This is a genomic window from Streptomyces sp. NBC_00631, assembly GCF_045206895.1.
In the GTDB taxonomy this organism is placed as follows: Bacteria; Actinomycetota; Actinomycetes; order Streptomycetales; family Streptomycetaceae; genus Streptomyces.
In genome coordinates, this window is the sequence record NZ_CP107734.1 from 1,108,554 (window position 1) to 1,123,760 (window position 15,207).

The window sequence follows — 15,207 nt, forward strand, 5'->3', positions numbered from 1 at the left end:
CAGGGGCTGCCCGGACCGCCCGCGGCCTCAGATGTCGAGGCGGCTGATCCGTACCGCGCCCGAGGTCTGACCCGGGTGGGCGCTGGTCAGGGTCAGCCGGATCCGGGAGCCCCGTGCCTGGCCGAAGGTGATGACGGTCGGCGTGTCCGAGGAGGCGGCCCAGTCCACCGCCGTGTCCCGCACCGCCCGGTAGGCCGTGCCGTCCCAGACGGCCACCTCGACCGAGGCGGGCAGGGCGTGGGTCGCGTCCACGGTGAAGGAGACGTCCACCCGGTCGAAGGTGCGGGTGCGCCCGTAGTCGACCGACACCCAGTCCGAGGTGCGGGCGCCACTGAACGCGGGCAGCAGGGCGGTGGCCGACTTGGCGAAGGCGTTGGACCAGCCGGTGGCCGGGTCGCCGTCCAGCATGGCTGCCGGGAGGGTGTCCGGGCGGCCGGAGTAACTGGCGTCCGGGTACGGGTAGTCCGGCGGCGCCGGGTGGTCCGGGCCGAAGTCGGGGGCGGGGGTGCGGGCCACCGAGCGGGCGGGGGTGGTGTGCACGGTGACGGTGTCCGCGCGCAGGCCGTCCACCCGCGCGGTCACCTTGAGTGCGCCCGGTTTCGTACCGGAACGGACGACGGCGAGCGCCTTGCCGTGGAAGGCGGTACGGGTGCCGGCCTGGTAGCGCTCGGCGCTCTCCTCACGGCCGTTGTCGAGTCCGGCGAGCGAACCGCCGGCCGCGGCGAAGGAGATGAGGTGCTCGGCGTCGGGGACCACCACTCCGTGCGCGTCGACGATCTCGGCGGTGACGAAGACCAGCGAACGCCCGTCGGCGGCCAGGGACTTGCGGTCGGGGGTGAGGCGGACGGCGTGCGGGGCGCCGGCGGTGCGCAGGACGTCGGTCGCGACCGTCTTTCCGCCGCGTCGGGCCACCGCCGTCAACTCGCCCGGCCGATAGGGCACCTTCCAGGTCAGGTGCAGTTTGCCCGCGCTGCCGTTGGGGCTGGTGTAGCTGCCCGGGTAGGGGCCGGTGGTGAAGGTCTTGTCGTCGCCGGTCGCCTCGGTGGTCTCCAGGTAGGTGCGGCCGTCGGTGGTGGTCTTGGTGTCGAACTCCCTTGTCCCCAGGGACTCTCCGTTCAGGAACAGCTCGACGGAGGGCACGTTGGCGTACGCCCACACCTCGACCGTGTCCCCCGCCTCGTGGTTCCAGGTCATCGGCACCAGGTGCACCATCGGCTCGCTCACCCACTGGCTGCGGAAGAGGTGGTACATGTCCTTCGGGAAGCCGGCCGTGTCGACGGCGCCGAAGAAGGACGACTTCACCGGGAACACGTCGTACGGCGTCGGCTCGCCGATGTAGTCGATGCCCGACCACAGGAACTGGCCCGTGAACCACTTGCGGTCCCGGTCCTTCTTGTGACCGTACTCGCCGCTCATCGTCCAGGAGGCGAGGTTGTTGTCGTAGGACGAGGTGGCGCGGCGGCCCGGCGTGTGGTTCTCCCCGGTGTTGAGGTGTTCCGGCTCCTGGTAGGCGCCGCGGGTCGAGGTCTCTGAGGAGGACTCGGACTCGAAGAGGAAGAGGTGCGGGTAGGCCGCGTGCAGCGCGTCCACGGACTTGGCGGTGTTGTAGTTGAGGCCGAGCCCGTCGAGCTTGGCCAGCATCAGGTCGGCGGCGGACCCCTGCTTCGGCACGCTGCGGTACTTGTCGGAGCCGATGACCAGCGGGCGGGTGTCGTCGGCGGCCCGGATGGCGGCGATGATCCGGTCGGCCATGGCGAGGCCTGCGGTGGAGGTGGAGTCGGGGATCTCGTTGCCGATGGACCACAGGACGACGGCGGGCGAGTTGCGCGCGGCGAGGACCATCTCGGTGGCATCGGCCTCGCACCACTCGTCGAAGAAGCGGCCGTAGTCGTACCTGGTCTTGCCGGTCCGCCAGCAGTCGAAGGCCTCCACCATCATCACGATGCCCAACTCCTCGCAGACCTCGACCATCTGCGGCGAGGGCGGGTTGTGCGAGGTGCGGAAGGCGTTGACGCCCATCGACTTCATGATGGTCATCTGTCTGCGCACGGCGTCGGCGCTGATCGCCGCGCCGAGGGCGCCCTGGTCGTGGTGGAGGTCGACGCCCTTGATCTTGGTGGGGACGCCGTTGAGGGAGAAGCCCTCGTCGGGGTCGAAGCGGTAGCTGCGGATGCCGAAGACCGTGCGGCAGGTGTCGGTGGTGGTGCCGCCGACCCGGAGTTCGGTGTGCAGGGTGTAGCGGTGCGGGGTCTCGATGTCCCACAACCTCGGCTTCGCAACGGTCAGTTCCTGGGTGGCGGTGGTCCCGCCGGAGCCGGTGACGGCGACCGTGGAGGTGGTACGGGCGACCGTGCGGCCGTCCGGGTCGGCGATCCGGGTCAGGACGGTGACGTCCGCGCCCGCGCCGGACTCGTCGACGACGGCCGTCCGCACCCGCACCACGGCCCGCTCGGCTGTGATGTCCGGGGTGGTGACATACGTCCCCCAGCGCGCCACGTGCACGGGGTCGGTCACCACCAGCCGGGCCTCGCGGTAGATGCCGCTGCCCGAGTACCAGCGGCTGCTGGGCAGTTGGTTCTGCACCTTGACCGCGAGGACGTTCTCGGTGCTGCCGTCGGTGTGCAGCAGGCCGGTGAGGTCGAAGGCGAAGCCGGTGTACCCGTAGGGGTGATGGCCGGCCTGGGTGCCGTTGCAGTAGACGTACGAGTCCATGTAGACGCCGTCGAACTCCACCGAGATCCGCTTGCCGGCGTAGCCGGGCGGCAGGGTGAAGGCGAGCCGGTACCAGCCGAGGCCGCCCGGGAAGAAGCCGGTGCCGCTGGTGGTGCCGTGGTCGGTGGTGGGGGTCTGCTCGATGCTCCAGTCGTGCGGTACGGCTACCTGGCGCCAGGCCGAGTCGTCGTAGCCGGGGTCGGCGGCGTCCGCGTAGGCGCCGGTCGGGTCGGTGATCCCGCCCGGGTTGACCAGCGCGAACCGCCAGCCGTCCCGCAGGGCGACCGTGCGGCGGCCGGTGACCTGCGAGGACGTACCTGTCTCCGGCGCCGCCCAGGCGCCCGGAGCGGCCGTAAGGGCGCCGGCCGTCGGGGCTGCCGTGGCGGCTGCCAGAACCGATCTGCGAGTGACCGTCATGGTGCGGCTCTCCCTCATCAGGACCCAGAACTACTCACAACTGATCGTGAACAAACAGATTCTGACGGGGCGACACGTGGGCCCGTCAAGGGTCCGGAAGCCGTCTCCCACCCCTTTCGTCCCGTCGCCCGGTCCCCGTTCGGCACCCCGGACAGCCCCGGCCCCCGACCGACCGGCCGCCGTCGCTTGCCGGTCGCGACAGGGTCCGAAGCACTACCCTGAACACGAGTGGTGCACCTGTTGACTGTGAGTGTGCGCTTGGGAGTGGCGAGATGAGCCGGGTCTATCCGTTCGACGATGCGGCGACGGCCCGGGCCGTCATCGACGAGGACGGCACGCTGACCGAGTGGAACGAGGGCGCGCGGCGGCTCCTCGGGCACCCGGCCGAGGAGGTCGTCGGCCGGCCCGCGGCGCTCCTGCTCGCCGGGGACGTGACACCGCGCGCGCCCGTCGGCGCCCGGCTCAGGAGCTGGCGGACGTCTGCGTCCCCGCGCTCGCGGACCTCGTCACCGTCGACCTGCTCGACCCGCCGGAGAGCGGCGGCGACCACCCGACCCGGCTGACCGCACCGGTCACCCTGCGCCGCACCGCGCACCGGTCCGTGCTGCCCGGCATCCCCGAGGCGGTCCTCAAGCCCGGGCAGACCGAGGTCTACCCGGCCTGCTCGCCGCAGGCCGACTCGCTGACCACGGGGCACACCATCGTGGCCTCGGTGGCCTCCGGCGAGCTGGACCAGTTTCTGGCCTGGAACAAGCTCCGCGGGGAGCGGGTGCGCGAGTTCGTCGTGCACTCCTCGATGTCCGTGCCGATCCAGGCCCGCGGCACCACGCTGGGCGTCGCGGTGTTCAGGCGGCACCGGCGGCCCGACCCGTTCGGCCCGGACGACGTGCTGCTCGCCGAGGAGATCACGGCCCGGGCCGCCGTCTGCATCGACAACGCCCGCCGGTTCTCGCGCGAGCGCGAGACCGCCCTGGCCCTGCAGCGCAGTCTGCTGCCGCGTACCGCGGCCCTGCAGGCCGCCTCGCGCTATCCGCCGGCGGCGCGGGCCGGGGTGGGCGGCGACTGGTTCGACGTGATCCCGCTGTCCGGACTGCGGGTCGCCATGGTCGTCGGGGACGTCGTCGGCCACGGAGTGCAGGCGTCGGCGACCATGGGCCGGCTGCGGACCGCCGTACGCACCCTGGCCGACATCGACCTGGCCCCGGACGAACTGCTGACCCACCTCGACGACCTGGTGCTCCGGCTCTCGGAGGAGCAGGGCGGCGAAGGCAGCCACGGCGAGGTCGGCGCGACCTGCCTGTACGCCGTCTACGACCCGGTGTCGCGGCGCTGCACACTGGTCCGCGCGGGCCACCCGCCGCCCGTCCTGCTGCGCCCCGGCCACCAGCCCCACCGGCTGGACCTGCCCGCCGGTCCCCCACTGGGCCTGGGCGGGCTGCCGTTCGAGTCGGCCGAGGTGGCGCTGGACGAGGGCACGGTGGTGGCGATGTTCACGGACGGTCTGATCACCTCCCGGCACCGGGACCCGGACACCGGCCGCCGCCTTCTCCACGAGGCGCTGGCGGCGTACAGCGACTCCCTGGACGAGACCTGCGACCGGATCCTGCACGTCCTGCTGCCGCCGGGCGGCGCGGCCGACGACGCGGCGCTGCTGCTGGCCCGCACCCAGGGCCTGCCGCCGGACCGGGTGGCGTCCTGGGACGTCCCCGCCGGCCCCGCCCTGGTCGCCCCGGTCCGCAAGCAGGTCGTGGAGCAGCTCGACATGTGGAACCTGAGCATGGCCGCCTTCGCGGCGGAGCTGGTGGTCAGCGAGCTGGTCACCAACGCCATCCGCTACGGCGCCCACCCCATCCGGCTCCGTCTGATCCACGACTCGGCCACCCTGATCCGCGAGGTCTCGGACACCAGCCACACGGCTCCGCACCTGCGCCGGGCCAAGACCTGGGACGAGGGCGGACGCGGTCTGCTGCTGGTGGCCCAGCTGACCCAGCGCTGGGGTACCAGACACACCGCGGAGGGCAAGACCATCTGGGCCGAGCTGTCCCTCCACGAGGACGACGTCCCCTAGCCGCCCGCCCCGGTCGGGCCTCGTCCTAGCCGCTCGTCAGGACGACCAGCTGCCGGGTCGCGCGGGTCATCGCGACGTAACGGTCGACAGCGCCCGCGACGCCCGTACCGAACTCCTCCGGGTCGATCAGGACGACCAGGTCGAATTCGAGTCCCTTGGACAGCTCCGGGGTGAGTGAACCGACCCGGGACGTCGGTGTGAAGCGGGGATCGCCGATCACACAGGCGACGCCCTCGGCGTGGGCGGCGAGCCAGGTGCCGAGGATGCCGTCCAGCTCCGACACGGATCCGTGGACCACGGGCAGGCCGGCGCCGCGGATCGAGGTCGGCACGTTGGCGTCCGGGAGCACGGCCCGGATGACCGGCTCGGCCTCCGCCATGACCTCCTCCGGGGTGCGGTAGTTGATGCTGAGCGAGGCCAGGTCGACGCGGTCGAACCCGACCCGTGCCAGCCGTTCCCGCCAGGTCTCGGGAAATCCGTGCCGTGCCTGGGCGCGGTCCCCGACGATGGTGAAGCTGCGGGAGGGGCAGCGCAGCAGCAGCATCTGCCATTCCGCGTCGGTGAGTTCCTGGGCCTCGTCGACGACGATGTGCGCGAACGGGCCGGCCAGCAGGTCGGGGGCGGGGGTGGGCAGTTCGGACTCGTCGACCAGGCTGACCTTGGCGTCCTCGCCGCGGAGCATCCTCACCAGGCCCTCGCCGTCGTCCCCGTCGGCGCCGGAGTCGGCTGCGGCCCCGATCAGGTTGGCGACGACCTGCGCCATGCGCTCGCGCTGGGCGGCGAGGACGGCCTCGTGCCGCTGCTTGCGCCGCGCCGCCTCCGGGTCGCCGAGCCGCTGCCTGGCCGCGTCCAGGAGCGGCAGGTCGCAGACCGTCCACGCCCGGGGGTCCGCGCGCTGCAGCAGCCGGACCTCGTCGCGGTCCAGCCAGGGGGCGCACAGCCGCAGGTAGGCGGGGACCGACCAGAGGTCCGAGACCAGGTCGGTCGCCTCCAGCAGCGGCCATGCGCCGTTCAGGGTGTCGGCCAGCTCCGCGTCCTGCCGCAGAGACCTGCGGAACTCCTCGGGCGGGACGTCGTCGCCGTCGTACTTGTCCAGCAGGATGGCGGCCAGTTCCTCCCAGATCTGGTCGCGTGCCTCGTTGTGCGGGGTGCCGGGACCCGGTGCCCGGAACGCGTCGGCCCAGTCGTCGGCGGTGAGCCGGAGGTCGGCCCAGTCGGTGGTGACCGTCATGCCCCGGGCGGGAGGCTCCTCGTAGAAGCGGACGGCCGTCTCGATCGCCCGGACCAGGTCCGCGGAGGACTTCAGGCGGGCCACCTCCGGGTCGGCCTCGACCGCCGCGGCGGCGCCCTCGTCGACGAGGTCCCGCAGAACACAGGTCCGCACGCCCTCCTCACCGAGGCTCGGGAGGACGTCGGAGACGTAGTTCAGGTAGGGCCGGTGCGGGCCGACGAACAGCACCCCGCCCCGCCGGTGGCCGAGACGCGGGTCGGAGTACAGGAGGTGGGCCGTGCGGTGCAGGGCGACGACCGTCTTGCCGGTGCCCGGGCCGCCGTCCACGACCAGGGCGCCCCGGGAGCCCGCGCGGATGATGGCGTCCTGGTCGGCCTGGATGGTGGCGAGCACGTCGCGCATCCGCTCCGACCGGTCGGCGCCCAGGCTGGCGATGAACGCGGACTGGTCGTCCAGCGCGGCGTGGCCGTCGAGCCCGTCGGCGGTGAACACCTCGTCCCAGTAGTCGCCGATCCGGCCGTCCCGCCAGCGGTACCTGCGGCGGCTGCGCAGGCCCATCGGGTCGGCGTGGGTCGCCGCGAAGAACGGTTCGGCCGCGGGTGACCGCCAGTCGATCAGCAGCCGGCGGCCCGCGCTGTCGGTGAGGCCGAGCCGGCCGATGTAGACGGGCCCGGGGTCGTCGGCGCCGACCATGCGTCCCAGGCAGAGATCCAGGCCGAAGCGGCGCAGGGTGCGCAGGCGTCCGCTCAGCCGGTGGACCTCGATGTCCCGGTCCATCGCCGCGCGGCCGGTGCCGCCCGGCGCCCTGAGCTCGGTGTCGAGGCGGTCGGACAGCTCCGCGATCGACTGCGCGAGGCACTCGGCGACGGCGGCCAGGTGCCGTTCGTCGTCGGCGATCAGGGCGGGGTCGGCTTTGGCGGAGAGGCCTTCGGGCAGATCGAAGGCGCTGGTGGTCAGGGGGTTCAATGCATCAGCTCCGTGGGGAGGCCGGGCGGCCCGGGGTGTCTGCGGCGGGGCGGCCGGACCGGCGTGACGAATGGGGTGGCCGGATCGGCCGGCAGCCCGGCCGGCCGGCCGGGGCAAGGGTCGTCGCCGGATCGAGCCGCGAGGGTGTGCGGGTTCGGGAGGGTGAGGGGATGTACGGGTGGGAGCACGCCGTCGCGGCGATGCGGGCGGGGGTGCCGAAGGGCCTGGCGAGCGGCTCCCGCGCGCCTCGGATCTCGCGAGGCGGGCTCCACCCGGCGCGGGCTCGCAGAGCTTGCCCGGCGATTCGGCGCGGCTCAGACCCCGTCGAGGAGCATCCGTGCCGCCACGGTCGCCCCGTCGCGGCGCATCCCGACGGCCACGGTGGCGGCGCGGGCGCGAGTCTCGGGGCTGAGGGCGGTCGCCAGCGCGGCCGAGAGCGAGTCGACCGTCGGCACCGGGCCCTCGTGGGCCGCGCCGATGCCCAGTGCGGCCACCCGGGCGGCCCAGTACGGCTGGTCCACGATCTGGGGGACGACCACCTGGGGCACACCGGCCACGGCGGCCGTCGTCGTGGTGCCCGCGCCCCCGTGGTGGACGACGGCGGCCACCCGGCGGAACAGCGCCTGGTGGTTGACCTCGCCGACGGCGAAGCAGTCGTCGCCGTCGGCCGGGGCGAGGTCCGCCCAGCCGCGCCCGACCAGCACCCGGCGGCCCCGGGCGCGCACCGCATCGACGGCCACCCGGGCAGCGTCCGGCACGCCGCGCATGGCCATGCTGCCGAAGCCGACGTACACCGGCGGTGCGCCGTCCTCCAGGAAGGCCACCAGCTCGGCCGGGAGCGGGCGCTCGTCCGGCAGCAGCCACGCGCCGGTCTGCACGAGGTCGAGATCCGTCATCTCCTGCCAGGCGACCAGCCCCGGGTCGGCCGCCAGCCACGGCCGGTCGGTGAGGACGTGGTCACGGACGTTCTCCACCGGGGGCAGGCCGAGCGCGGCCCGGTGGGTGTTGAGCGCCTCCCCGTACAGGGCGTTCACCCGCTCGGCATCCACCTTCCACAGCGTCGCCACGTCGGCGTCGGCAGGAGCCGGGCGGCCCGGCCGGCCGGCCGGCGGGAACCGCGAGGACGGCAGCCCGGCCGCGCGGAAGCAGGCCAGCACGTACCGGATGCCCAGCTTCTCGGCCACCGACCGCGCGCCGGCCGGCATCAGGCCGCTCGCCACCAGCGCGTCGCATCCCTCGGCCGCCGGGCCGACCGTGTCGAAATGCGCCGCGACCAGCTCCGGCGCGAGCTTGAACGCGTCCTCCGGTGACGGCTTCGGCCGGGTCACCAGCGCCCGCACCGACGGCCCGAACGGCACGTGCGGCACGCCCGCACGGCCCAGCAGCTCCGCGTACTCCTCGTCCGGCGGGGCGCACACCCGCGCCTCGGCGCCGAGCTTCCGCAGCGCCACCGCGAGTCCCGCCAGCGGTTCCACATCGCCGCGTGACCCATATCCCATCAACAGCACACGCATGTCGCGCATCCCCCAAATACCGCGGTTCCTGGCTTCGGCCTGCGATTCTGCGGGACGAGGGGGGCCTTGCCGCAAGCCCCCCAGTGCGCTATACGTTAAGAAGGGCAAGGAGAAGAACTCCTCGCCCTGTGTTATTTTCCGGGCCGCCGATGCGCGGCCCGTTCTGCTGTCACGGCGCGCTCAGCCAGGGCCGGACCTGCTTGCGGGCCTCGTGCAGCCGGGACTTCAGCGTGCCCAGCGGTATCCCCACCCGCTCGGCGACCTCGGCGTAGTCCAGCTGGCAGATGTCCCGGTACACGAGCGGCGCGACCAGCTGCGGGTGCTCCCGCTCCAGCCGGTCCAGCGCCTCCAGCAGGTCGATCCGGGACCCGGCGATCACACTCGTCGTCCGCGGGTCGACGTGCTCCGTCGGCTCGATGGCCGCCGGCTGCTCCGCCGCCCGCCGCTTCAGGTCCCGGTACTTCTGCCGGGCGCAGTTGGCGACGACCGTGTACAGCCAGGTGCTGAAGCGGCTGCGGCCCTCGAATGTGGAGATCTTCCGGGAGATCTGGAGCAGGACGTCCTGGGCCGCTTCCTCGGCGTCCTCCCGGCACGGCAGGAACCGCCCGCAGCGTCGTACGACGTCGGGCCAGACCTCGGTCAGCAGCTGGTTCAGGGCCACCTGGTCCCCGCCGGCGGCCCGCCGGGCGAGGTCTTCGGTCAGCGCGGCGTCCGGCACGGGAGGTCCCCCTCGAAGTCGATCTCAGGACAGGCATGATAGTCGTATGCAACCCCTGGAGCGGATCGGCCGCTATCGCCTCGAACGGCGCCTGGGCACCGGTGCCTTCGGGACGGTCTGGCTCGCTTACGACGACCAGCTGGACGCCCCGGTGGCGGTGAAGGTGCTCGCCGACAACTGGTCCCATCGCCTCGACATCCACGACCGCTTCCTGTCCGAGGCGCGGCTGCTGCGCCGGGCCGATTCCAAGCGCGTGGTGCAGGTCTACGACATCGGTGAACTCCCGGACGGGCGGCCGTACTTCGTGATGGAGTACGCCGACGCGGGCACCCTCGCCGATCTGCTCGGGGCGGGCCCGCTGCCGGTGCCCGACGCGCTGCGGCTGACCGCGCTGGCGGCGCGCGGCGCGGCGGACCTGCACGGGGCGGGGATCGTGCACCGGGACATCAAGCCGACCAACGTGCTGCTGCGCACGGCGCAGGACGGCACCCGCCGGGTGCTGCTGGCGGACCTGGGGCTGGCGAAGAGCCTTGCGCAGGCGTCGGGGCTCACGCTGGCCGCCGGTTCGGCCGGGTACCAGCCGCCGGAGCAGGCCCGGCCCGGCGAGGGCATCGACGCCCGCGCCGACGTGTACGCGCTGGGCGCGGTGGGCTACGAGCTGGTCACCGGGACGGTGCCGGCGGCGCCCGGGCAGGTCGTCCGGCCGGAGCGGCTGCGGCCGGACCTCGGGGACGACGTGCAGCGGGCGCTGATGCGGGCCCTGGAGCCGGACCGGCAGCGGCGCTGGCCGTCCGCGCAGGCCTTCGCGGACGAGCTGGACCGGCTGTCGGCGGCCGCGGCGGCCCGCCGGCCGAAGCGCCTGGACGGTGTCCGCAGGCGGCTCAACGCGGTCACCCTGACCGTCGCCGCGGTCCTGGCGGCCGGCGGCACGGCCCTCGCCGTCACGATGGTCGACCGGAACGGGTCGGCGGGGGACCAGACGCGGGTCGCCGACTCCACCGGCCGGGTGGTGGCCGAGGTGCCGTCCGGATGGGCCGGCGAACTGCGCAACTCCGGCTGGAACCCGCAGGCCCTGGGGCTGGCCTCCGGGCACGAGCCGGGCCTGGAGGTCGCCGACGACGTGTCGGAGTGGCAGGACCTGTCGGCCGCGGTGAACGGCGTGTTCATCGGCGTGAGCGAGCACGGGAACGTCACCGCCAAGGTGAACGCCCTGACCCACTCCGGCTGCCACTACGACGGCAGCCGCGCCTTCACCGGCGCCGACTGGAAGGGCCGGGTCCGCAGCTGGAGCGACTGTTCCGGCACGGGCGGCTCGATCCAGGAGGCGGCCCTCGGCCCGGCCGGCGGGGACAGCCGGCCCCAGGTGTACGTGCAGGTGCGGCAGAAGGGCGCCGTCGACAAGAGCGCCACGGACGGCATACTCCGGTCCCTCCGGGTCACCTGACCCGGTGAATCTCGGCGTGCCCCCGAACTTTTCCGCCGTCCGTCGCATCGGATGGAGGTGACGGCGCACGGAGCGCCTCGGGCACGCCGCACAGGCGTGCCACGACATCCAGGAGTGTTGATCCACATGGCGCACACGTCCCAGTCCTCGCGGCGCGGGGCGGCCCTGCTCGTGAGCACGGTCGCCGCCCTGGGCCTGCTGACCGCCTGCGGCAACGGCGGCCAGGGCAAGTCTCCGGAGTCGGTCTCGGGCACGGCGGCGCCCGCGACCGGCAACGCGTCGAGCACGGACGGCTCGGACACCTCCGCCGTCCCGTCCGGCACCGGGTCCTCGCCGGCGTCGCCGACCGGCGGCCCGGAGTCGGCCGGCGGTACGTCGACCGGCTCCGCACAGACCGGCACCACCACCGCGGCCGGCACCCGCTGCCACACCTCGGAGCTGTCCGCCTCGGTGGGCGCGAACGACCCCGGGGCCGGTCAGGAGAACTTCCCGATCGTGCTCACCAACAAGTCGGGCCGCACCTGCACCGTGCGCGGTTACCCGGGCGCCGCCTTCGTGAACGCCGCGGGCAAGCAGCTCGGCCCCGACCCGCAGCGCGAGTCCGGCACCACCGTCGCGACGGTCACCCTCAAGCCCGGTCAGAGCGCCTGGGCGGGACTGACCTTCTCCAGCCCGGAGATCAGCGGCGCCAAGACGGCGACGCCGGCCGCGCTGCTGGTCACCCCGCCGGACGAGAAGGACTCGCTGAAGGTCACCTGGACCAACGGCGCGGTCCCGGTCTCCGGAAACGCCTCCTCGGTGCGTCTGAACGTGTTCAGCGCCGGTACCGGCGCCTGATCACCCCCTGACCGGACCCCGCTGCCCTCTCCCCCGGGCAGCGGGGTCCGTCATGTCCGGGGCACAACTGTCACAGACGTGCAACACGCGCGGCCGGCTCCGATCTTTTTCGCCGGACCGCCCATCGAATCCGTCGACAACACAGCAACGCGGCTCCACGAGGGGCCGGGACGACGGAATCGGGGCGGACATGAGCGGCATCTCTCGCAGGCGGGTGCTGACGGCGGGCGCGACGGCGGGGGCCCTGGGTGCCCTCTCCGCGTGCTCGAACGGCAACTGGACGCTGGGCGGCAGCAGTTCGGCCGAAGGCGTCAAGGACGGCGGCGCGAACGGGAGCGCGTCGGCCAGGCCGCTGAAGCTCATCGGTGACGGCTCCACCGCCGACACCGGCGCGCAGCCGCACCAGCCGAAGGCGACGCGCATGGCGCCCGGCACCAAGCCGCCGCAGTTCGTGGTGTTCTCCTGGGACGGCGCGGGCGAGCTCAGCAACCAGCTGTTCTCCCGCTTCCGCAAGGTGGCCGCGGACCACGGCGCGAAGATGACGTTCTTCCTCTCCGGCATCTACGCCCTGCCCGAGTCGAAGAAGGACCTCTACCGTCCCCCGCAGCACCCGGTCGGCGCCTCCGCGATCGGCTACCTCTCCGACCGGCACATCCACAACACGCTCCAGCAGGTGCGCGCCGCCTGGCTGGAGGGCCACGAGATCGGCACCCACTTCAACGGCCACTTCTGCGGCTCCGACGGGGTGCGCAACTGGTCCCCGGCCGAGTGGCGCAGCGAGATCGACCAGGCCATGGACTTCGTCACCAAGTGGAAGACGAACACCGGCTTCACCGACCTGGAGCCGCTGCCCTTCGACTACCGCAAGGAGCTGATCGGCGGCCGCACCCCGTGTCTGGAGGGCCAGGCCAACCTGCTGCCCACGGCCGCCGCGCTCGGCTGGAAGTACGACGCCAGCTCCCCCGGCGGCCTGCAGATCTGGCCGGCCAAGGTGCAGGGCAACCGCATCTGGGACTTCCCGCTGCAGTCCATACCGTTCTCCGGGCACTCCTTCCAGGTCCTGTCGATGGACTACAACATGATGTTCAACCAGTCCGCCGGCAATCCGCTGGGCGACAAGACCCAGTACGACGCCTGGCGCACCCAGGCCCGCGACACCTATGTCGCCGGCTTCGAGCGGGCGTACACCACGAACCGGGCGCCGTTCTTCATCGGCAACCACTTCGAGCGCTGGAACGGCGGCATCTACATGGACGCCGTCGAGGAGGCGATCGGCCGGATGGCCCAGCACGACGACGTGCGCTTCGTCTCCTTCAAGCAGCTGGTGGCGTGGCTGGAGGCGCAGGACCCGGCGGTGCTCCGCAAGCTGCGCACGCTGAACCCGGGGCAGGAGCCGGTGGGCGGCTGGCAGGAGTTCCTGGGGGCGGCGGGGGCGGCGGATACCCAGTCCCCGTGATCGGGTCCGTCTGCTTTCATCTGCTTTCATGGGCGGGCCGTACTCGATCACACCGCTGAGGAACGCCCCCTGAACACCCCGCTCGCCGAGACCCTGTCCGTCCTCCTGCTCGCCGCCGTCCTCGCCTGGGCCGTGATCCGCCCGCGCGGCTGGCCGGAGGCGGTGTTCGCCGTGCCGGCGGCGGGAGTCGTCGTGGCCACCGGCGCGATCTCCCTCGACCATGCGCGGGCGGAGGCCGAGCAGCTGGGGCCGGTCGTCGGTTTCCTCGCCGCGGTCCTGGTGCTCGCCCACTTCTGTGACGTGGAGGGCCTGTTCCAGGCCTGCGGGGCGTGGATGGCCCGGTGGTCGGGCGGGCGGCCGGTGCGGCTGCTGACCGCGGTGTTCGCGCTGGCCTCGGTGATCACGGCCGTCCTGAGTCTGGACGCGACGGTGGTGCTGCTGACGCCGGTGGTGTTCGCGACGGCGGCCCGCTCCGGGGTGCGGGCCAAGCCGCACGTCTACGCCTGCACGCACCTGTCCAACACCGCCTCGCTGCTGCTGCCGGTCTCCAATCTGACGAACCTGCTGGCGTTCGCGGCGAGCGGACTGAGCTTCACCCGCTTCGCGGCGCTGATGGTGCTGCCCTGGCTGGTGGCGATCGGCGCCGAGTACCTGGTGTTCCGGCGGTTCTTCGCCCGGGACCTGTCCTCGGCGGCCCCGGGCTCCGAGGATCCCGGCGAACCGCCCCGGCTGCCGCTGTTCGCGCTGGTGACGGTGGGCTGCACCCTTGCCGGGTTCGTGCTCACCTCCGCGGTCGGCATCGACCCGGCGTGGGCAGCGTGCGCGGGCGCGCTGGTGCTGGCCGGACGGGCGCTGGTCCGGCGGCGCGCGACCCCGCTGACCGTGGTGAAGGCGGCCGCGCCCGCGTTCCTGGCGTTCGTGCTGGCGCTCGGGATCGTGGTGCGGGCGGTCGTGGACAACGGGCTCGCGGACGCGCTCGGTCATGTGCTGCCGGGCGGGACCGGGCTGCCGGCGCTGCTCGGCATCGCCGCGCTGGCCGCCGTCCTGGCGAACATCGTGAACAACCTGCCGGCCGTGCTGGTGCTGCTGCCGCTGGCGGCGCCGGCCGGGCCGGGCGCGGTGCTGGCCGTGCTGCTCGGCGTGAACATCGGACCGAACCTCACCTACGCCGGGTCGCTCGCGACGCTGCTGTGGCGCCGGATCGTCCACCAGCACGACCACGGGGTGGACCTCGGGGAGTTCACCCGGCTGGGCCTGCTGGCCGTGCCGGCTGCGCTGTGCGGGGCGGTGGTGGCACTGTGGGGGGCACTGCAGGTGGTCGGGATCTAGACGGGAGGCCATGGACATGCGGGTGATCGTCTGGCTGGTCGAGGGGACCTGGCCCGCCTGTGTGGACGCGGCGCGCGGCTACGCGCAGGGCGCGTCCGAGGTGGTCTTGCTGCACGTGGACGAGCCGGGGGTGGCCGGGCTCGCGCACGGCGCCTTCGCGGGGCTGCTGGGCCGGGCCGGCTCGGAACCGGACCCGGAGCGGCGGCTGGTGGAGCTCGGCGGGACGTCCGCGGCGGAACTGCTGGACGCGGCCGCGGCCCGGCTGGGGCGGCCGTGCACCCGGCTGGAGCGGATCGGCCGGGTCGAGCGGGAGGTGGTGGCCGCCGCCGACGACGCCGACCTGCTGGTGCTGGCCCGGGACGGCGACCGGTCCCGGCTCGGGCCGCACAGCCTGGGCAAGGCGGTGCGGTTCGTCGTCGACCACGCGCCCTGCCCGGTTCTGCTGGTGTGGCCGGAGACGGCGCCGGACCTGACGACGATGCCGCCCCCGCCGCCGCACCCCTGAGCCCGCGCCG

At 73.3% G+C, this 15,207-nt stretch carries 10 protein-coding genes and 1 pseudogene; 7 read left to right on the top strand and 4 right to left on the bottom strand.

The annotated features are described in order from the left end of the window. Positions 1 to 27 precede the first annotated feature (27 nt). A complete protein-coding gene (locus tag OHB00_RS05190) occupies positions 28 to 3,129 on the bottom strand; it encodes a glycoside hydrolase family 2 TIM barrel-domain containing protein (RefSeq protein ID WP_406431686.1) in 3,102 nt (1,033 codons plus the stop codon). A gap of 272 nt (positions 3,130 to 3,401) precedes the next feature. On the opposite strand from OHB00_RS05190, the gene OHB00_RS05195 reads away from it, so the two are divergent. Both OHB00_RS05195 and OHB00_RS05200 read left to right on the top strand, forming a co-directional pair. Next, complete coding sequence (locus OHB00_RS05195) at positions 3,402 to 3,692, top strand: PAS domain S-box protein (protein ID WP_406431688.1); 291 nt, start codon at positions 3,402 to 3,404, stop codon at positions 3,690 to 3,692. Then, positions 3,584 to 5,197: pseudogene (locus OHB00_RS05200) on the top strand (SpoIIE family protein phosphatase); the annotation flags it as partial. The gene OHB00_RS05195 and the pseudogene OHB00_RS05200, both read left to right, overlap by 109 nt. A 25-nt stretch (positions 5,198 to 5,222) precedes the next feature. On the opposite strand, the gene helR reads toward OHB00_RS05200, so the two are convergent. The 3 genes from helR to OHB00_RS05215 all read right to left on the bottom strand — a co-directional run bounded on the left by helR (position 5,223) and on the right by OHB00_RS05215 (position 9,626). Next, positions 5,223 to 7,394: an RNA polymerase recycling motor ATPase HelR gene (helR, locus tag OHB00_RS05205; RefSeq protein ID WP_406431690.1), complete on the bottom strand. Its 2,172-nt coding sequence runs from the start codon at positions 7,392 to 7,394 to the stop codon at positions 5,223 to 5,225. Positions 7,395 to 7,708: 314 nt separating this feature from the next. Beyond that, positions 7,709 to 8,908, bottom strand: a complete 1,200-nt coding sequence (locus OHB00_RS05210) for a glycosyltransferase (protein ID WP_406431692.1) — start codon at positions 8,906 to 8,908, stop codon at positions 7,709 to 7,711. A gap of 169 nt (positions 8,909 to 9,077) precedes the next feature. Beyond that, complete coding sequence (locus OHB00_RS05215; RefSeq protein ID WP_406431694.1) at positions 9,078 to 9,626, bottom strand: RNA polymerase sigma factor; 549 nt, start codon at positions 9,624 to 9,626, stop codon at positions 9,078 to 9,080. Between the two features lie 46 nt (positions 9,627 to 9,672). On the opposite strand from OHB00_RS05215, the gene OHB00_RS05220 reads away from it, so the two are divergent. From OHB00_RS05220 to OHB00_RS05240, 5 genes are all read left to right on the top strand, one after another. Further along, positions 9,673 to 11,070 (top strand): serine/threonine-protein kinase, encoded by a 1,398-nt coding sequence (locus tag OHB00_RS05220; protein WP_406431696.1) that lies wholly within the window; start codon positions 9,673 to 9,675, stop codon positions 11,068 to 11,070. Positions 11,071 to 11,196: 126 nt separating this feature from the next. Beyond that, positions 11,197 to 11,907 (top strand): DUF4232 domain-containing protein, encoded by a 711-nt coding sequence (locus OHB00_RS05225; RefSeq protein ID WP_406431698.1) that lies wholly within the window; start codon positions 11,197 to 11,199, stop codon positions 11,905 to 11,907. 190 nt (positions 11,908 to 12,097) lie between these two features. Next, the gene (locus tag OHB00_RS05230; protein ID WP_406431700.1) at positions 12,098 to 13,363 is read left to right on the top strand and encodes a hypothetical protein; all 1,266 of its coding nucleotides are present in this window, start codon (positions 12,098 to 12,100) and stop codon (positions 13,361 to 13,363) included. A gap of 69 nt (positions 13,364 to 13,432) precedes the next feature. Further along, positions 13,433 to 14,692: an arsenic transporter gene (locus OHB00_RS05235; protein ID WP_406445618.1), complete on the top strand. Its 1,260-nt coding sequence runs from the start codon at positions 13,433 to 13,435 to the stop codon at positions 14,690 to 14,692. Positions 14,693 to 14,708: 16 nt separating this feature from the next. Further along, positions 14,709 to 15,197, top strand: coding sequence for a universal stress protein (locus OHB00_RS05240; protein ID WP_406445620.1), 489 nt, complete (start codon positions 14,709 to 14,711; stop codon positions 15,195 to 15,197). Positions 15,198 to 15,207: the final 10 nt, after the last annotated feature.